We start from the raw sequence: 19,823 nt of genomic DNA on the forward strand, positions 1-19,823 counted from the left end.
CGGGGATTGTTTTTATGGACGATAGGTGGATGGTGATTCAATGATTTGAAACAGGTTCTTTCCTTGCTTTGTATTATCGATCCAGCCCTGGAAGGCTGTTTTTCCAGGTCCGTATGCATAGACAGGGACATCCTCACCTGTATGGGCAAAGGTTGTCCAGCCTGAGAAAGAACGCTGATCGAAAATATGTTGAATGCTGAGTTGGATCGTACTGGCCTTTCCTGACTGTGCTGCTTTTTCTACCTGTGATATTTCACCTTCTGTGAGAGAAACTTCAATATAGGTCTGAAGGACATCACGTACAGATTGTCCGTCTGCGATTTTCTTAGCCATATAAACAGGTGTTTTCTTAGCAGCTAAGATGGGCACTGGGTCCCATTTGTAGCCAGTCTCACTTGTCATCCCATCTGTGCCAAACGAAAAACCGCCAGTCGCATGATCTGCCGTGATGACGACAAGTGTTTCTTGATCTTTTTTCGCGAACTGGAGGGCTGTTTGAACTGCTTTCTCAAAATCCTCCATCTCACTCATTGCGCCAACCACATCATTTTCATGTCCTGCAGAATCAATGGTACTGCCTTCAAGTAGCATGAAAAAACCATGCTGATTATCTTGATTCAATTGGGTGAGTGCTGCCTGCGTCATGTCTTTTAACTTAGGCACATGCTTCGGACGGTCGATGGCTCGATCCAGCTCGTCCTCCTGGAATAAGCCGAGCATTTTCGAAGATGATTGAGAGGTTAGATCATCTTTTGATCGCAGAATGGAATACCCGCTCTTCTTAAATTCTTGAACAAGATTACGGTCTTTTCGGTCAAAATATTGCATTCCGCCACCTAGAAGGATATCAACTTTGTGCTCTCCTCCTATTTTCTCATCAAAAAAGTGGTCTGCAATTTGTTCTTTATTTTTTCGGGAGACGTTATGTGTACCAAAAGCGGCAGGTGTTGCATCGGTGATGTCAGATGAGACAACAAAGGCTGTTTTCATTTTTGCTTCCTTCGCTGCTTCAACGACACTTCTAAGAGGTTGTTTTTCATGATTGACGGCGATGGCATCATTGTATGTCTTTTTTCCAGTCGCCATGGCTGTTGCTGCGGCAGCTGAGTCAGTAATATTATCTCGAGGATCATCTGGATGTGTGGTCTGCATCCCGACTAAATAAGGGTCCCAGACGGTTTTTCCTTTTACAGAAGCATGCTTTTCCTGCTTGAATGTACGGTAGGCTTTGATCATGGGCATCCCCATTCCATCACCAACGATAAAAATAATATTTTTTGGTGTTTTCGTTTGTTTCTTGTCTGCTGCATTCGTTGATACGGGAGTGACATAATGTGAGGTGAAAAGGACAGCTAATAAGAGTACTGCTAGAATTCCGCTGAAAAAAAATATACGTTTTTTACGATCCATAGAGCCCATGAAAAATCTCCTTTTATCATTTATTTCATAATTTGTATTTTATTTGAATGTTCAAAATGGTTCAACCCCTTATCCCATAAAAAAGGTGATGAGCCTTTTGTCTCATCACCTTTTATACCGTATCACACTTCACGCCAACGACGCCTTCTAGATCTTTAATATCAAAGTACACATCGGTTGTATAGCGGTCTTTATGCACACGTACGCGTACTTCCATGATCGGATAGTCCTTTTCTTTTAAATCATCAATTCGTACAGAATGAATGCGGATATTGAGGGCTTTCATTTCTTTTAAAATATCGGTCATGCGGTTTCTGTCAGAAAGAGACATTCTGATGCGGATTTCTTTTTCCTGCAGGCGAATCGGTCCGATCCGCTGGAAGAGCCATGGCAGGAATTCGACACTAATGAGAATAAAGAAAAGACTGAGGAAGGCTTCTTTATAAAACCCTGCACCTGTTGCAACCCCAAGCCCTGCTGCTCCCCAGATCATCGCAGAAGTCGTGAGACCTGAGATGACATCATTGCTTTTTCGAAGAATTACACCTGCTCCAATAAAACCAACACCAGATATAATTTGCGCCGGTAACCTGAGTGGGTCCATTTGAAGCTTAGAGACTCGAGGGAAATTGTAGGCTGCATCAATGCTGATGATGGTTAAGACGCAGGAGCTGACAGCAATGACAATACACGTTTTTAAGCCGAGGGGCTTTTTCTTCAGCTCCCGTTCAAGCCCGATAATCAGACCGATTAAGGTGGCCACGGCTAATTTTAAGACTGTATCCCATTCAATTGTCCAAAACATGCATATCGCTCCTTTCACTTCATGTACGTTTCACAACATGTATATGATCTTCTCACAGCCCATATGGCTGCTCAACTCTTATTTTATTCAGTTTCTGAAGAAAGAAAAGCTTTTTATTTTAAAAAGAGAGTCATCCGCATAGGGCAGATGACTCTTCATGTTCTTTATTTTGTTTCTTCTTCAAGATGATTTTCCATTTTGTTGAAAAGCTGTTTTGATGCTTTTGACGGCTTACTTGTCAATAAGCTCACAATAATGGCAGCTAATCCACTAAGCGTAAAGCCTGGAATCATTTCATAAATACCTGTGGCATGGTTGAGGCCTGTCGTAATCCATGTGAGAACCACAACCGCACCAACGATCATTCCAACTAGGGCACCGTGATGATTCATTCGTTTCCAGTATAGGCAAAGCAAGATGACTGGACCGAATGAAGAACCAAATCCTGCCCACGCATAACCGACAAGGTCAAGAATGGTGTCACTTGGGTTAAGTGAAAGGCAGAGAGCAATTACAGCGACAACGAGTACAGACATCCGGCCAATCATGACGAGCTCTTTGTCTGATGCTGTTTTTCTAAAGAACGTTCTGTATAGATCCTCTGTCATGGCACTTGCTGTGACAAGCAGCTGAGACGAAATTGAACTCATAATCGCAGCTAAAATGGCAGAAAGTAAAAATCCAGTGATATATGGATGGAACAATACTTTAGAAAATACGATAAAGATGGTTTCAGGGTCAGCCAGGTTCATACCCGTTTCATGAACATAGGCAACACCCACTAAACCGACAGACAGTGATCCAATCACTGAAATAATCATCCAGCTCATTCCGATTCGGCGTGCTGGTTTTAAATCTTTAACGGACGTAATGGCCATAAAGCGCACAATAATATGCGGCTGTCCAAAGTAACCTAGTCCCCAAGCAAGGAAGGAAATAATGCCAATGACGCTCGTTCCTCTAAAAATATCAAGCAATTTAGGGTCAATCTGTTGAATATCTTGGAATGTAGCAACAGGTCCGCCTAATTGTGTAAAGGCAACGATCGGCACGAGCACTAATGCTAAAAACATGATAGCTCCTTGGACAAAGTCCGTTAAGCTCACTGCCAAAAATCCGCCGAACAATGTATACAAAATGACAATACTTGACGTCAAAATCAGTCCAAACATGTAGTGAGCACCGAATGCTGACTCAAATAAACGTCCGCCTGATACCATCCCAGACGATGTATACAGGGTAAAGAAAATTAAAATGATGACGGCTGAAACAGCTTTTAATAAAGCAGATGAACCTTTGAAGCGTTTATCAAAGAAATCAGGAATCGTAATCGCATCATCCGCAATCTCTGTATAAGAACGTAAACGAGGTGCAAGAATGAGGTAGTTCAAGTAAGCACCAACGATTAAACCAATCGCAAGCCAGGCTGTCGATAAACCCGTTTTATACATTTCACCTGGCACACCCATCAGCATCCATCCGCTCATGTCTGCAGCACCTGCTGAAAGGGCTGTAACGAATGGGCCAAGCCCGCGTCCGCCAAGCATATAATCATTTAAATCATGTGTTTTCCTGAATGCATACCAACCAATGGCAAGCATCCCGATAAAATAAATAGATAAGGAAATTGTAACTTCAATACTCATTTTGTGTTCTCACCTTTTTCGTATTAATTTGACATCACCTCAATCAAAATATACAGAAGTGCGAAGGCAGCTTTTTTGCTTGACTGTCCCGCTCACTGCTATGGTTACTTAACCTAACAGAGTATTCCCAAGTGATCAACCTGCCTAAACCTCTTCATTTTGAAGAAAAAATGTACCGATCGATGATAAGAATCAATATGTAAGCGATTACAAAAATAAACAAAAGTAAAAATTTTCTGAAAAATAAAAAGTCACCTGTTGAATATTTCTTTTATCGATTTGATTATAAAGACGTTTCAAGAGAACGGACCTTTTACCGCACCTACGTAAAGTTGCTTTAGAACAGTAAAATTTGATATGATAAAGTGTATATGACTTATGATCATGACCACGAGTACGCATCATTTTTGGAGGTGAACCTGCATGTCAAGAATTTCAATAGAAGAAGTCAAGCACGTTGCCCATTTAGCAAGGCTTGCGATTACAGAAGAAGAAGCTGAGATGTTTACAGAACAGCTTGATAGCATCATTTCATTTGCAGAGCAGTTAAACGAGGTAGATACGGAAAACGTTGAACCTACTACACACGTATTAAAAATGAAAAACGTCATGAGAGAAGATGTTCCGAATAAAGGTCTTTCCATTGAGGCAGTCGTCAAAAACGCGCCTGATCATAAAGACGGCTATATTCGTGTGCCATCAATTTTGGACTAAAGGAGGCCCGAGACATGTCACTGTTTGATCACAAAATTTCTGAATTAAAAGAGCTTTTACATAAAAAGGAACTGTCTGTTTCTGATTTAGTGGACGAGTCTTATAAACGAATCAATGAAGTAGACGGAAAAGTACAAGCATTCCTTGCACTGGACGAAGAGAAAGCACGTGCGTATGCAAAGGAATTGGACGAGGCAGTTGGTGAAAAGGACGAGCTTGGCCTATTGTTCGGTATGCCGATCGGTGTGAAAGATAACATTGTTACAAAGGATTTGCGTACTACAGCTTCAAGTAAAATCCTGCAAAACTTTGATCCAATTTATGATGCAACCGTTGTGAACCGCCTAAGAGACGCTGAAGCAGTCACAATTGGTAAATTAAATATGGACGAATTCGCAATGGGATCTTCTACAGAGAACTCAGGCTACAAAGCGACGAAAAACCCGTGGAATTTAAACACTGTTCCAGGCGGATCAAGCGGTGGATCAGCAGCTTCTGTTGCAGCAGGTGAAGTACCGTTCTCACTTGGTTCAGATACAGGCGGTTCTATTCGTCAGCCAGCATCTTTCTGCGGGGTTGTCGGTCTTAAGCCGACATATGGCCGTGTATCCAGATACGGATTAATCGCATTTGCTTCATCATTAGACCAAATTGGTCCGATTACACGTAATGTAGAAGACAACGCATATGTTCTTCAAGCGATTGCAGGTGTCGATCAAATGGACGCAACAAGTGCAAATGTCGATGTCCCAGATTTTCTTTCTTCATTAACTGGCGACATCAAAGGCTTGAAAATTGCTGTGCCGAAAGAATACCTTGGCGAAGGCGTTGGCGAGGAAGCAAAAGAATCTGTTCTTCAAGCGTTAAAAGTATTAGAAGGACTTGGTGCTTCGTGGGAAGAAGTGTCTCTTCCGCATTCTAAATATGCGCTTGCGACTTACTACTTACTGTCTTCTTCAGAAGCATCTGCAAACCTTGCTCGTTTTGACGGCATACGCTATGGCTACCGTACAGATAATGCAGACAACCTGATTGATTTATACAAAAATACTCGTTCTGAAGGCTTTGGAGACGAAGTGAAGCGCCGCATCATGCTTGGTACATTCGCGCTAAGCTCAGGATATTACGATGCGTACTATAAAAAAGCACAAAAAGTCCGTACATTGATCAAAAAAGACTTTGAAGATGTTTTCGAAAAGTATGATGTCATTGTAGGACCAACAACACCGACTCCTGCATTTAACATTGGTGAAAAGACAAGCGACCCGCTAACCATGTATGCAAACGATATTTTAACGATCCCTGTTAACCTTGCAGGCGTTCCAGGAATCAGTGTGCCTTGTGGATTTGCAAATGGCCTTCCGTTAGGACTGCAAATCATCGGCAAGCACTTTGACGAAGGAACAGTGTACCGCGTGGCTCACGCTTTTGAGCAAGCAACAGATCATCATAAAGCAAAACCTGAACTGTAAGGGGTGAATCAGAATGAACTTTGAAACGGTAATTGGACTTGAAGTCCACGTAGAGCTAAAAACACAATCGAAAATTTTCTCAAGCTCGCCGACACCTTTTGGTGCAGCTGCCAACACGCAAACAAGTGTCATCGACCTTGGATATCCTGGCGTATTGCCTGTACTGAACAAAGAAGCGGTGAACTTTGCGATGAAAGCGGCCATGGCGTTGAACTGTGAGATCGCAACAGATACAAAATTTGACCGTAAAAACTACTTCTATCCTGATAACCCAAAGGCGTATCAAATTTCTCAATTTGATAAACCGATCGGTGAAAACGGCTGGATTGAAATTGAAGTAGAAGGCAAAACAAAACGAATCGGTATTACGCGTCTTCATTTGGAAGAGGATGCTGGGAAACTGACGCACACAGGCGACGGTTACTCACTCGTCGATTTCAACCGTCAAGGCACACCGCTAGTTGAAATCGTATCTGAGCCAGACATTCGCACACCAGAAGAAGCGTATGCTTACTTAGAAAAATTAAAATCCATTATTCAATATACAGGCGTTTCTGACTGTAAGATGGAAGAAGGCTCACTTCGCTGTGATGCCAACATTTCTCTTCGCCCAATCGGCCGTGAAGAGTTTGGTACAAAGACAGAGCTCAAAAACTTGAACTCATTCGCTTTCGTACAAAAAGGCCTTGAATTCGAAGAAAAGCGTCAAGAGCAAGTATTGCTTTCTGGCGGCTTGATCGAACAAGAAACCCGCCGTTATGATGAAGCGTCTAAAAAGACGATCCTGATGCGTGTCAAAGAGGGATCTGATGATTACCGGTACTTCCCAGAACCAGATTTGGTGGAACTGTACATTGATGACGAGTGGAAAGAACGCGTAAGAGCATCGATTCCAGAGCTTCCAGACGAGCGCCGCAAACGCTATATCGATGAGCTTGGACTGCCTGCATACGATGCAATGGTACTCACGCTGACGAAAGAAATGTCTGATTTCTTTGAAGCGACCATTTCAGAAGGTGCAGAAGCGAAGCAAGCATCGAACTGGCTCATGGGTGAAGTGTCTGCTTACTTAAACTCTGCTCAAAAAGAGCTGGACGATACAAAGCTAACGCCGCAAGGACTTGCTGGCATGATCAAGCTCATTGAAAAAGGAACAATTTCCTCAAAGATTGCGAAAAAGGTATTCAAAGAGCTCATTGAAAATGGGGGAGATGCAGAAACAATCGTCAAAGAAAAAGGACTTGTCCAAATTTCTGACGAAGGTGCGCTGCTTAAACTCGTTACAGAAGCACTTGATAACAACCCGCAATCCATTGAAGACTTTAAAAATGGTAAAGACCGCGCGATTGGCTTCTTAGTCGGACAAATCATGAAAGCATCGAAGGGCCAAGCTAACCCGCCGATGGTGAACAAGATTCTCCTTGAAGAAATCAAAAAGCGCTAAATCGCAAAAAACCGCCTTATGTAATAGGCGGTTTTTTTTTGCTTGAAATGACAGGGTCTTATCATAGATTCAGACCACCGCCGTATATCAATTTAGAGAATCTTTTCTTATAATGAAGCATAAGCGAAAGTGCACATTCGAAGGGGAAAAGGTGAGCTAAATCGAAAACAGCACGTCATGTTACTGAAGAAACAGCTTCAATTGCTCAACTGCTCTAAGAACAGCAGGGTCCACACACTTTTCTAAATTCGTCAGCATCCCTTTGATGACTGGCTTACGAGGTTCAGCTTTTGCCAGCTCTTCTTCAATCACTTCAATGGATACAACGGTATCATCTGAAAGCAGATGCTCAAGCTTTAACGAACGAAGCTCCTCTTGAAGGGAAGCAGCACTCGGCGCTTCATCATCCCAAATGGTTTGCTTCAAAATCGGCTTCGTCTGAGAACGAAGCAAGCCGTGGACCAGATCATCAAACCGTTCGAGTATAAAGGATGAGAGCTCATCAAATGATAATTGCATTTGATCCTGTAAAAGCAGAACCTGCACATATGATTGGATAATTCCTTGGATCATGACTGACAGGTCAGTTACATATGGTTCGATCTCCTGTCCATAAGTGGTCAAGATGGAAATTTGAATTTCATCGTTCATTTGCTTTTTCACAGTTTTTGAATACTTTTTAATCTGCTGGTTTTCTGGAATAATGTTCTCGCTGAGGATCAGAATGATAAAATCCTTGTTCTCAGCAAAATGCTGGAACTGTTCAGCGATTTGTTTCTGAAAGATCTCTCTTGGCGCGAGATGCTGATTCTCTTTTCGAATCATTTCGATAGTTTGCATCGAAGTGTCGATATAATATTCAAACGCTCGGTTGAAAAGCTGTTCTTTTGATTTGAAATGTAAATAAAATGCGCCTTTTGATATTCCGCATTCATCTGCAATTTCCTGAATGGTCGTAGAAGAAAAACCCTTTTTCGCAAACAATTGGATGCTTGCTTTAATGATTTTTTCTTTTTTTTCGTTCATGAAATAAGGCCCCTTCAGCTTTAGAATGTTACGTCAAACGCAAGTGAAATGGTTGACGGCATTGTATATCACCGTTTATTATGATATAGAATGACCAGTCAGTCAATACATAAAGGAAAATGGAGGATATAATGAATTCGATCATCAATTTTGTATTAAAGAATAAGTTCGCTGTATGGCTCATGACGATTATCGTAACAGTTGCTGGTCTATATGCCGGATTGAATATGAAACAAGAATCAATCCCGAATATCAACACGCCAGTCATTACGGTTTCTACAACGTACCCTGGCGCAACGCCGGACGAAGTATCAGATAAGGTGACAGATCCAATTGAAAAATCGATTCAAAACCTCAATGGGGTCAGCGTGGTCACTTCTAATTCATTTGAAAATGCATCATCCATTCAAATCGAGTACGATTACAACAAAGACATGGATGAAGCAAAAAAGGAAATTGAAGATGCGATTAGCAATATCGATTTCCCTGAAAATGCAGAAAAACCTAAAATCGCACGCTTTAGTATTAATGCGATTCCAATCCTAGCCCTAAGTGTCTCTGGTGATAAAGAATCATTACAAGACCTTACACAAAAAGTAGAAAATGATCTCGTTCCTTCACTTCAAGGATTAGACGGTGTCTCTTCTGTCGAAACTTCAGGACAGCAAATCAAAGAAGTAGAATTTTCGTTTAAACAAAAGAAATTGAAAGAATACGGTCTAGATGAAGATACTGTCCAAAACATGATCAAAGGCTCTGATGTGAATGTACCATTAGGTCTATATACATTTGGCAACAAACAAAAATCAGTTGTCGTGGACGGCAATATTTTAAGCGTCAAAGATTTGAAAAACATGCGCATTCCAGTTACACCAAGTGCAGGCGGCAGTGCGGGAAGCGCTGGAGCTGGAGCACCTTCTAACGGTTCAGAAAACCAAGGTGCGCAAGGTACGGAGCAGCAGGCTGGAAGTGCAAGTCAGGCTCAGCAGCAAGCAGGTGGAGGTGCAGCAAGCAGTCAATCTGTAGAGCTTCCGACGATCAAGCTATCTGAGATAGCAGATATTAAAGTCGTAAAAAATGCAGAATCGATCTCTAGAACGAATGGAAAAGACAGTATCGGTCTGCAAATTGTTAAAGGCTCTGATGCCAACACAGTGAGTGTAGCAGAAGAAGTGACAAAAGAGCTTGAGAAATTCAAAAAAGACAACAAAGGTATTAATGTAAGCACCACATATGATCAAGCAGAGCCGATTAAAGAGTCTGTCAGCACAATGCTGAACAAGGCGATCATCGGAGCGATCTTTGCGATCATTATCATTCTATTGTTCCTGAGAGATATCAAATCAACATTAATCTCGGTCATTTCCATACCGTTATCTCTGTTGATTGCTGTTTTACTATTAAATCAGCTGGATATCACATTAAATATTATGACACTTGGTGCCATGACCGTCGCCATCGGGCGTGTTGTCGATGACTCGATAGTGGTCATAGAAAACATCTATCGACGAATGGCGTTAAAGGATGAACCGTTAAAAGGCAAGGCACTCGTCAGAGAAGCCACAAAAGAAATGTTTATCCCAATCATGTCTTCGACGATAGTGACAATTGCGGTATTCTTACCGTTAGCATTAGTAGGTGGAATGATTGGTGAACTATTCATCCCATTTGCCTTAACGATTGTGTTTGCGTTACTTGCTTCACTGCTTGTCGCTATTACAATTGTTCCAATGATGGCACACACTCTATTTAAAAAGAACTTGTACGGCACAGCGAAAAAGGTAAAAGAACATAAACCAAGCAAGCTTGCTGGCGGTTATAGACGTGTACTTAATTGGACACTCAACCATAAATGGATCACATCAGGGATTGCCATTCTTATGCTTGTCGGAAGCTTATTCTTAGCACCACTTGTCGGTGTCAGCTTCTTACCACAGGAAGCAGAGAAAACGGCCATGGTGACATACACACCTGAACCTGGACAAACGAGAGAGCAAGCAATTGATGAAACGAAAAAAGCTGAAGAATATTTGATGAAACGTGACCATGTCAATACAGTTCAGTATTCTCTTGGCTCTTCAAATGCCATGACAGCAAGTGTTGGCGGTAACTCTAACGGTGCGTTATTCTTCGTACAATATGATGATGACACGCCAAACTTTGATAAAGAAAAAGACCGCGTGGTCAAAGCCCTTCAAGACAAAGCGTCTAAAGGGGAATGGAAATCACAAAACTTCTCATCTGCTGGTGCAAATAATACCGTGACATACTATGTGTACGGGGACAAAGCAAGTGATATTGAAGGCACAGTAAAAGATGTTGAGAACATCTTAAAAGATGAGAAAAACCTGAAAAATGTCAGCACAAGCTTATCTGAGAAATACGACGAATATACGTTTAATGCAGATCAAGAAAAACTGGCGAAACTAGGTCTAACTGCTTCACAAATCGCTCAAGCGATTGCACCTCAAAATAGTGAAACAACACTGACGAAAGTCACAGAGGACGGCAAAGAACTTGATGTGAAGCTTCAAACGGAAAAAGATGAATATAAGAGCAAAAAAGATTTAGAAAACAAAAAGATCACCACACCAACAGGGCAAGAAGTCCGAATTGGTGATGTCGTCAAAGTAAAAGATGGGACGACAGCAAATACGGTGACAAAACGTGATGGAAAAATCTACGCAGAAGTGTCTGGTGACATGACAACAGACGACGTCTCAAGTGTAACGCAGGATGTTCAGAAGAAAGTCGATAAGCTTGACCTAAAATCTGGCGTAACGATTGACACAGGCGGCGTAAGTGCGGATATCCAAGAATCCTTTACACAGCTTGGCCTTGCAATGCTAGCAGCGATTGCCATTGTGTATCTCGTTCTCGTCATCACATTTGGCGGAGGTCTTGCACCATTTGCAATTCTCTTCTCACTTCCATTTACGGTTATTGGCGCACTGCTTGGATTGTTTATAGCAAAAGAAACCATCAGCTTAAATGCCATGATTGGATTGCTCATGCTGATCGGTATCGTTGTAACTAATGCCATTGTCTTGATTGACCGAGTGATTCATAAAGAACAAGAAGGTCTCTCAACAAGAGAAGCATTACTTGAAGCAGGTACAACAAGATTACGTCCAATCTTAATGACGGCACTTGCGACAATTGGTGCACTGCTGCCACTCGCATTAGGATTTGAAGGCGGAAGCCAAATCGTATCAAAAGGACTTGGTGTTACCGTAATTGGCGGTTTAACAAGTTCTACACTTCTCACATTGGTTATCGTTCCAATCGTGTATGAAATGTTAAGCAAGTTTAGACGTAAGAAAAAGTACGCAGAAGAAGAGTAAGAGGAAGCCCCGCCAATGAGCGGGGCTTTTTTTATTTTGAAATCTGACAAACAGCTTTTCTCATAAGCTCTTCAAAAGCGTGGAAAAAGGCATCACGATCGACATGGTCAATCACTTGAATTGATTTTCCATCTGGATGCTCTTCAGTGCGACCTTGTCTAGGCGTTTCGGTATAAACGATTGCGTTCACTTCTTTTGAGCGAGTAAATGAAGAGGAAGCAAGAGTGATCGTTGTCAGCACGTCCCATAAGTAGTAAGTCGAGTTCGTTTCATGATGAATGAGCGGCGGACAAAAGGCGTAGCACTGTCCGATAAAATCTATTCCAATATGAGAACGAAGAGAAGCCCAGCGCTGACGTACATCAAGTGTAAGCGGGACTTGATTTGTACTTTCAAGCGCGACCATTTCAATAGGAAACGGTTCCTGAAAGACAGTGCTGACAGCATAAGGGTCCCAAAAGGCATTCCATTCTGCTGTCCCATCATGCTCGGGTTCTTCAACATTGCCTTTTTCAAGGAACGTGCCGCCCATCCACACCAATTTCTCAATTTTATTAGAGATCGAAGGATCTTCTTCTAAAGCGCGTGCAAGATCTGTGAGCGGACCAGTAAAGAGCAGGGTGACAGGTTCTTTTGCCTTCTTAACCGTTTCAATCAGGTGAAGGTGTGCTGGCAGCTTGGACACTTTTGTATCAACAGTGCCTTTTTCATTTAAAATTGGCAGAGCATCTACATAAAAAGCATGCATACGCCACTCCTTTGGAAATGGATTGACGCCTCTAGAAGTTGAAGCAGCAACTTCAATTTCATAAGGACTAAAGCGATCAATGATTTTTTGAGATGCACTGAGAGCAGGCTCTAAATAACAATCAGCAGGAATCACAGACATTCCGATCACTTTCACATGTTCCATTTGAAGGAGAAGAAATAAAGAGACGAGGTCATCAACACCGCCGTCATGATTAAAATAGACAGGCTTTTTCATCGCATATCATCCTTTACAGCGTTTTCTTTTATCTTATCAGAATGCTTTCTTGCTGAGGGAGTTTGGCTAGGAGATTTCACATAATTAGGTGGTTGTTTTGTTGCCATTTTCAAATCTCATAGTATAATTAAAGGTTGTTAGTGGTGAAAATAGATTGCATAATGAATATAGGATGATGATGAATGAAACGTGCTCGAATTATATACAATCCGACATCTGGGCGTGAACTCTTCAAGAAGAATTTACCGCAGGTTTTGCAAAAATTTGAACAAGCTGGCTATGAAACTTCTTGTCATGCGACGACATGTGCAGGAGATGCCACGCAAGCAGCAGAAAAAGCCGCACAGAGAGATTTTGATTTAATTGTAGCAGCAGGTGGAGACGGCACGATCAATGAAGTCGTCAACGGACTAGCACCGCTTGAAAAAAGACCGAAACTAGGAATTATTCCCGTTGGAACGACAAATGACTTCGCAAGAGCACTTGGCATTCCACGAGAAGGTGTTTTAAAAGCGACAGATGCCATTATTGAGGGTGTAGCGAAGCCGCTTGATATCGGTAAAGTCAATGGCCATTATTTTATTAATATTGCTGGCGGCGGCCGGTTAACAGAGCTCACCTATGAGGTGCCTAGTAAGCTGAAGACCATGCTTGGACAGCTTGCTTATTATTTAAAAGGCATGGAGATGCTTCCATCTATCCGCCCGACAGAAGTCGAAATTGAATATGACGGCAAATTGTTTCATGGAGAAATCATGCTGTTTCTTGTTTCACTCACAAACTCAGTAGGCGGCTTTGAAAAACTAGCGCCAGATTCCATTTTAGATGATGGGATGTTTGACCTGATTATTCTAAAGAAGGTCAATCTAGCAGAAGCCATTCGAGTGGTCAGCCTTGCACTCAGAGGCGAGCATATTCATGATAACAATGTCATCTACGCAAAAGCGAATCGCGTGAAGGTAGATGTAAAAGATAAAATGCAATTAAATTTAGATGGTGAATACGGCGGCATGCTGCCGGGTGAATTTGAAAACCTGTATCGCCATATTGAATTTATTGTGCCAAAAGCAACAGCTGAAAAAATAGGGTGAAGACTGAACTTGGTTCCTTATGGCGGCCAAGTTTTTCTTTGCAAATGAGGTGATAAAATTGGTGAAAATGAAACCGCCTGTTGAAAAAAATGAATACTACAATGTAACCTTTGAAGACTTAACGCATGAAGGTGCAGGTGTAGCAAAAATTGAAGGATTCCCTGTCTTTGTACCGAATGCCCTTCCTGACGAACAAGGGAAAATCAAAGTCACACGAGTCAAAAAAGGATTTGCTTTTGGACGACTCATGGAGCTGACAAAGGAAAGTCAGCACAGGCAAGATGCGCCATGTCCCATTTACAAGCAGTGCGGCGGCTGTCAAATTCAGCATATGAGCTATGAAGGCCAGCTGCTATTCAAACAAAAACAAGTAAAGGACGTTTTAGAGCGGATCGGCAAGCTTGATATGAGCCGTGTAAAAGTTCATCCTGTACTCGGCATGGAAGACCCTTGGAATTACCGAAACAAAGCACAAGTGCCAGTTGGCGAACGCGAAGGCGGACTTGTTGCAGGATTTTATCAGCAGCGTACCCATGAAATCATTGATATGGAAAAATGCTTGATTCAGCAGTCAGAAAACGACGAAGTGGTACAGGCAGTAAAAGACATATGCAATGCGTTTGGCATCAAAGCATATAACGAAGAGCGGCACAAAGGCTGGCTGCGTCATGTGATGGTTCGCTACGGTATTGCAACAGGTGAAATGATGGTTGTGTTTGTTACTAGAACAGCTGACTTTCCGCAAAAGCAGCAGTTGATTGAGCAGATTATAGCACGCTTCCCACATGTTCGGTCAATTGTACAAAACGTGAATTCAAAGAAAACAAATGTCATTTTCGGAGACGAAACAACCGTTTTATGGGGCGAAGAATACATTTATGACACGATTGGCGACATCAAATTTGCCATTTCGGCCCGCTCGTTTTATCAAGTGAACCCAGCTCAAACAAAGGTACTTTACGACAAAGCGCTTGAATATGCAGAGCTGCAAGGCGAAGAAACCGTCATCGATGCCTATTGCGGAATCGGTACCATTTCCTTATTTCTCGCACAAAAAGCAGGCAGAGTATATGGCGTTGAAATTGTCCCAGAAGCAATTGAAGATGCAAAACGCAATGCTGCCTTAAACGGAATCAATAATGTTGAATTTGCAGTCGGTGAAGCAGAAACCGTCATCCCAAAATGGTACAAAGAAGGCATCAAAGCAGATACCCTCGTCGTCGATCCGCCAAGAAAAGGCTGCGACGAAGCACTGCTTGACACCATTTTAAAGATGAAACCAAACCGAGTTGTTTATGTTTCCTGTAATCCTGGGACGCTTGCTCGTGATTTGAGAATTCTTGAAGATGGCGGGTATGTGACAGAGGAAGTGCAGCCTGTGGATATGTTTCCGCATACCTCACATGTGGAATGTGTAGCAAGTCTTGTGATTAATCAGTAATTTATTGTGACATCCCGATTCTGTGAAAAACATTGATATCGGGATGTTTTTATTTTTGTATGTTCAATCGGCCTAAAAAATGATATTTGGAAGTGGAATTAATATTTTTATCCCGCAATTCATCTCCAAATGTCCTTTTTTGCAATTTTGCCCGGTTCATATTAAAGTATATAATGATAAAAATTGCTGAAAGACTTTATAGAAGGACATGCCCTAAAAGGCGCTATGTCATGAGAGGAATTGGATGAAAGATGAGTAAAAATTTCTGGCGTGATTTACCGCGGCCATTTTTTATATTAGCACCAATGGAAGAAGTGACAGATGTTGTGTTTCGTCATGTTGTGAGTGAGGCGGCGAGACCGGATGTGTTTTTTACAGAGTTTACGAACAGTGAGAGCTATTGCCATCCTGATGGCATTCAAAGTGTGAAGGGGCGTTTAACGTTTACAGAGGATGAGCAGCCGATTGTTGCTCATATTTGGGGAGACAAGCCTGAGAACTTTAGACAAATGAGCATTGGAATGGCGGAAATGGGATTTCAGGGGCTTGATATTAATATGGGCTGTCCTGTCCCGAATGTCACCCAAAACGGAAAGGGCAGCGGCTTGATTCTTCGTCCAGACGTTGCGGCAGAGCTGATTCAAGCGGCAAAAGCAGGGGGATTACCTGTCAGTGTGAAAACAAGACTTGGTTTTACTGAGGTCGATGAATGGCGCGGGTGGCTTAGACATATTTTGGAGCAAGATATTGTGAATTTATCAATCCATCTTCGTACAAGAAAGGAAATGAGCCAGGTGGATGCGCATTGGGAGCTCATTCCTGAGATTAAGAAACTTCGTGATGAAGTAGCACCTGATACTCTTTTGACGATCAATGGTGATATTCCTGATCGTCAAACAGGCTTAAAGCTCGCTGAACAGTATGGAGTAGACGGCGTGATGATTGGGCGCGGAATTTTCCATAACCCATTTGCTTTTGAAAAAGAGCCGAGGGAGCATACAAGTGATGAACTGCTTGGTCTTTTAAGGTTACATCTTGATCTCCATGATCAATACTCATCACTAGGTTTGCGTCCATTCAAGGCACTGCACCGTTTCTTTAAGATTTATGTAAAAGGATTCAGAGGAGCGAGTTTCTTAAGAAATCAATTAATGAACACATCATCAACAGATGAAGTGCGTGCCATGTTGGATGAATTTGAAGCGAGAAATCAAGAACAATCATGACCAACAAGAGGAGGAGGGGGAACCCTTCTCTTTTTTATTAAACAGGACTATTAAACTAGTTCTCTTAAATGGTAAAATAATATAGAAATAACAATTGGAGGTATTTTATTTGAAACCATTTTGGGATAAAGATAGAGAAAGCGAAGAAACATTTAAGAAAATCAATGAGAAAGGCATTGCAAAAGCGGAAAAGAAGCTAGGCGTTATCCTGCCTGATACATATAAGCAACTGATCCTCGAACAAAATGGCGGGTATACATTGCATAATGCTTTTCCAACGGATCAGCCGAATGGATGGGCAGAGGATCATGTGTCATTTGATCATTTAAGAGGAATTGCCAAAGATGAAGGCATTATGGATAGTGATTATTTAATAGAAGAATGGGAATTGCCTGAGGGACTTGTGCTCATTTGTGGGGATGGTCATACGTGGATTGCATTGGATTACAGAGAAACAAAGGAGCATCCGCCGGTTCATTACTTTGATCTAGAAGATGAGACGGATTTCAAATTAGCGGATTCGTTTGATGAACTGATTGCTGGGCATTATACCGCTGAATAGCATGAATAGGAAAAGGCAGCAGCAAGTAGATATATTTCATTAAAACCGTTGTTATACAGTGTTTTTTGAGAGAGACAAAAGAGTCTCTCTTTTTTTTGCGAAGCAACATTGAATCTCTCTCCAAAACTGTATCTGTTATGTTTAAGTCTTATTATTCAATTGGTTCACTTTCCACTCACTAAATTTTCTGACGATAATATCTGCCACAATGTAAAATGGCAGAAAGCTGGAGTTGTCCACTTTGTTATATAAGTGAAACGGGGTGCTGCTTACATAGATGTTAAACATGGCATTTTGTGCAAGGAGGTTATTCCTTAATGTGGTCATGCTGATAAATTTGATATGTCTCGTTTTCACCAATTGAATGATTTCATCTAAATTCTTCGATTCACCCGATAAAGAAATGATAAATAAAAGGTCATCCTCACCAAATTCAATGATTCCATCTGTTAAATCCCGCTTGCTTCGTAATACTTGAGATTTCTTATGCAGTGACCATAGCTGCCGCTGTATATCATTTGCTAAATCAAGCTGTGCAGTTCCTGTCCCATAAATATAAATATACGGTGCACGATCAATCAGTTGATTTAATTGATGAAAGTCCAGCTGCTCCATATATTTTCTTGTCTGCCGGATGTCTTGATCAAGCAGCTGCATTAAATCCTGTGTGGTCTCTTCAGTGAAAGCATTTAATTTCACATAAGACTTTAAGTCACTGTAGCCGTCGAACCCTATTTTCTTGGCAAGCCGATGGATGGATGAGATGGAAGTATGAGCATATCGGGCAAGGTCCTGAATTTTCATTGTCTTCATTTCTTCAAGATGATCATGGATCGTTTTAATAATGTGCAGGTCATTCTTATTTAAATCTTCGAAGTATTTATTAACCAGCTTGTCCAGTATCATGCGATGTGCCCTCCAACATGAAAATATTTTCTTCCTGTGAAAATATAATCTAATGTTACAACTTGATTTCTAAATACGTCAAACCTATTGGTTTTTGTAAGCGCTGCCTTTACAGTGATGTTATGGATCAAGCAAAGGGGTTATGCTTATGAATGCAATCAAGCGGTTTGGCAGTGCTATGGTAGTTCCTGTACTTTTATTCGCGTTTTTTGGTATTGTTGTCGGCCTCGCGACTTTATGTAAGAATCCAGCGATTATGGGGGAAATGGCTGGAGAAGGTACGATGTGGTACAAGGTTTGGTCACTGATTGAAAGCGGGGGATGGACGATTTTCAATCATATGGAATTAGCCTTTGTGATTGGATTGCCCATCTCACTTGCAAAAAAAGCGCAAGCACGTGCGACGCTCGCAGCTTTGATGATTTATCTTGTATTTAACAATTATATTCATGCTATTTTGACACTTTGGCCGTCTACTTTTGGCGTTGATTTATCGCAAGGTGTCGAGAACGTAGCGGGTGTAAAAGAAATTGCGGGTATACCTACGCTGGATACAAGTATCATTGGTGCGGTGATGATATCTGGAATCGTCATTTGGATCCATAATCGTTTTTATGATCAAAAGCTGCCTGAAATGCTTGGGATTTTCCAGGGGCTTGTATTTGTTGTCATCATCGGATTCTTTGTGATGATTCCTATTGCTTTTATCGTTGCTTTTGTATGGCCCTATGTTCAGCAGGGGATTCAATCTCTCCAAGGGTTCATGGCACAGTCTGGTTATATTGGTGTCTGGCTGTTTCATTTCTTGGAAAGGGTGTTAATTCCAACAGGACTTCACCATTTTATTTATACACCTTTTGAGTTTGGTCCAGCGGCTGTAAATGGGGGGTTAAAACCATATTGGATTGCTCACTTAAATGAATTTGCGTCCTCCACTTCCGATTTGAAGGATCTTTATCCATACGGATTTTTATTGCATGGGAATATTAAGATGTTTGGCTGTTTAGGGATAGCTTTAGCCATGTATTTTTCAACACCGAAAGAAAACAGAAAAAAGGTTTTGGCATTGGTATTACCCGCCACATTAACAGCGGTATTTGCCGGAATTACAGAACCGCTTGAATTTACATTCCTATTCCTCGCGCCTTATTTATTTGTAATACATGCACTTCTTGGTGCGACCATGGTGACAATCATGAATATGTTTGGTGTTGTCGGAATGATGGGTTCCGGGTTTATTGAAATAGCTGCATTGAACTGGATTCCGCTCTCTTCAAATCATGGAGGGACTTATCTGATCCAAGCGATGATTGGACTTCTTTTTACAGCCGTGTATTTTGTCATATTTAGATGGATGATTGTGAAATTCGATATTCCATTACCAGGACGAAAACATGAGGAGGAGACGAGGCTATATACAAAACAGGATTATGAGAATGCTCATAAAAAAGGTCATGACCAAAAAGAAGCGCCCGTTTATGCATCTGAGTATGAAGAGAAAGCCGTGTATTTCTTAGAAGGTCTTGGCGGTAAAGAAAACATTAAAGATGTGACAAACTGTGCCACACGTCTGCGTATTACAGTGATTGACCCTAGCTTGGTGAAAGATAGGGACTACTTTACAAAAAATAAACTGGCCCACGGCATGGCGAAGAGTGGTCAAAGCATTCAAATCATTGTTGGCTTAAGTGTACCGCAAGTAAGAGAGTCCTTTGAGACAAAACTTTCATTAGATTAAAAAA

14 protein-coding genes and 1 pseudogene are annotated in these 19,823 nt (G+C 41.6%); 9 read left to right on the plus strand and 6 right to left on the minus strand.

From position 1 onward, the window contains the following. Positions 1 to 12: 12 nt before the first annotated feature. The 3 genes from NSU11_RS03530 to putP form a co-directional block, all read right to left on the minus strand. Entirely contained in the window at positions 13 to 1,419 is a 1,407-nt protein-coding gene (locus tag NSU11_RS03530) for an alkaline phosphatase (protein WP_024424546.1), read from the minus strand. Positions 1,420 to 1,531: 112 nt separating this feature from the next. After that, positions 1,532 to 2,230, minus strand: coding sequence for an MgtC/SapB family protein (locus NSU11_RS03535; RefSeq protein WP_171464090.1), 699 nt, complete (start codon positions 2,228 to 2,230; stop codon positions 1,532 to 1,534). 158 nt (positions 2,231 to 2,388) lie between these two features. Then, entirely contained in the window at positions 2,389 to 3,870 is a 1,482-nt protein-coding gene (gene putP, locus NSU11_RS03540) for a sodium/proline symporter PutP (RefSeq protein WP_216100151.1), read from the minus strand. A gap of 423 nt (positions 3,871 to 4,293) precedes the next feature. On the opposite strand from putP, the gene gatC reads away from it, so the two are divergent. The 3 genes from gatC to gatB are packed head-to-tail and all read left to right on the plus strand — an operon-like array spanning position 4,294 to position 7,500. After that, positions 4,294 to 4,584 carry an Asp-tRNA(Asn)/Glu-tRNA(Gln) amidotransferase subunit GatC gene (gatC, locus tag NSU11_RS03545; RefSeq protein WP_024424549.1) on the plus strand — a complete coding sequence of 97 codons (291 nt, stop codon included), beginning with the start codon at positions 4,294 to 4,296 and terminating at the stop codon, positions 4,582 to 4,584. 14 nt (positions 4,585 to 4,598) lie between these two features. Next, on the plus strand, positions 4,599 to 6,056 hold the full coding sequence (gatA, locus tag NSU11_RS03550; RefSeq protein ID WP_024424550.1) for an Asp-tRNA(Asn)/Glu-tRNA(Gln) amidotransferase subunit GatA: 1,458 nt from the start codon (positions 4,599 to 4,601) through the stop codon (positions 6,054 to 6,056). Between the two features lie 13 nt (positions 6,057 to 6,069). After that, positions 6,070 to 7,500 (plus strand): Asp-tRNA(Asn)/Glu-tRNA(Gln) amidotransferase subunit GatB, encoded by a 1,431-nt coding sequence (gene gatB / locus NSU11_RS03555; protein WP_024424551.1) that lies wholly within the window; start codon positions 6,070 to 6,072, stop codon positions 7,498 to 7,500. Between the two features lie 180 nt (positions 7,501 to 7,680). On the opposite strand, the gene NSU11_RS03560 is transcribed toward gatB, so the two are convergent. Continuing rightward, complete coding sequence (locus tag NSU11_RS03560) at positions 7,681 to 8,526, minus strand: TetR/AcrR family transcriptional regulator (protein ID WP_122631741.1); 846 nt, start codon at positions 8,524 to 8,526, stop codon at positions 7,681 to 7,683. 131 nt (positions 8,527 to 8,657) lie between these two features. Between NSU11_RS03560 and NSU11_RS03565 the strand changes: the two genes are divergently transcribed. Further along, the gene (locus NSU11_RS03565) at positions 8,658 to 11,870 is read left to right on the plus strand and encodes an efflux RND transporter permease subunit (RefSeq protein WP_044334143.1); all 3,213 of its coding nucleotides are present in this window, start codon (positions 8,658 to 8,660) and stop codon (positions 11,868 to 11,870) included. 31 nt (positions 11,871 to 11,901) lie between these two features. On the opposite strand, the gene NSU11_RS03570 is transcribed toward NSU11_RS03565, so the two are convergent. Beyond that, complete coding sequence (locus tag NSU11_RS03570) at positions 11,902 to 12,855, minus strand: nucleoside hydrolase (protein ID WP_034623068.1); 954 nt, start codon at positions 12,853 to 12,855, stop codon at positions 11,902 to 11,904. 182 nt (positions 12,856 to 13,037) lie between these two features. Between NSU11_RS03570 and NSU11_RS03575 the strand changes: the two genes are divergently transcribed. From NSU11_RS03575 to NSU11_RS03590, 4 genes and pseudogenes are all read left to right on the plus strand, one after another. Next, positions 13,038 to 13,946, plus strand: coding sequence for a diacylglycerol kinase (locus NSU11_RS03575; protein WP_024424554.1), 909 nt, complete (start codon positions 13,038 to 13,040; stop codon positions 13,944 to 13,946). Between the two features lie 61 nt (positions 13,947 to 14,007). Further along, positions 14,008 to 15,387, plus strand: a complete 1,380-nt coding sequence (gene rlmD, locus NSU11_RS03580; protein ID WP_216100154.1) for a 23S rRNA (uracil(1939)-C(5))-methyltransferase RlmD — start codon at positions 14,008 to 14,010, stop codon at positions 15,385 to 15,387. 251 nt (positions 15,388 to 15,638) lie between these two features. Continuing rightward, a complete protein-coding gene (locus tag NSU11_RS03585; RefSeq protein WP_122631743.1) occupies positions 15,639 to 16,613 on the plus strand; it encodes a tRNA-dihydrouridine synthase in 975 nt (324 codons plus the stop codon). 109 nt (positions 16,614 to 16,722) lie between these two features. After that, positions 16,723 to 17,172: pseudogene (locus NSU11_RS03590) on the plus strand (SMI1/KNR4 family protein); the annotation flags it as partial. 144 nt (positions 17,173 to 17,316) lie between these two features. Here NSU11_RS03590 and NSU11_RS03595 read toward each other — a convergent pair. Next, positions 17,317 to 18,081 carry a MurR/RpiR family transcriptional regulator gene (locus NSU11_RS03595; RefSeq protein ID WP_197172114.1) on the minus strand — a complete coding sequence of 255 codons (765 nt, stop codon included), beginning with the start codon at positions 18,079 to 18,081 and terminating at the stop codon, positions 17,317 to 17,319. 148 nt (positions 18,082 to 18,229) lie between these two features. Between NSU11_RS03595 and NSU11_RS03600 the strand changes: the two genes are divergently transcribed. Next, positions 18,230 to 19,819, plus strand: a complete 1,590-nt coding sequence (locus tag NSU11_RS03600) for an alpha-glucoside-specific PTS transporter subunit IIBC (protein ID WP_342493791.1) — start codon at positions 18,230 to 18,232, stop codon at positions 19,817 to 19,819. Positions 19,820 to 19,823: the final 4 nt, after the last annotated feature.

The organism is Bacillus sp. FSL R5-0712 (assembly GCF_038593285.1).
Taxonomy (GTDB): Bacteria; Bacillota; Bacilli; order Bacillales; family Bacillaceae; genus Bacillus; species Bacillus safensis.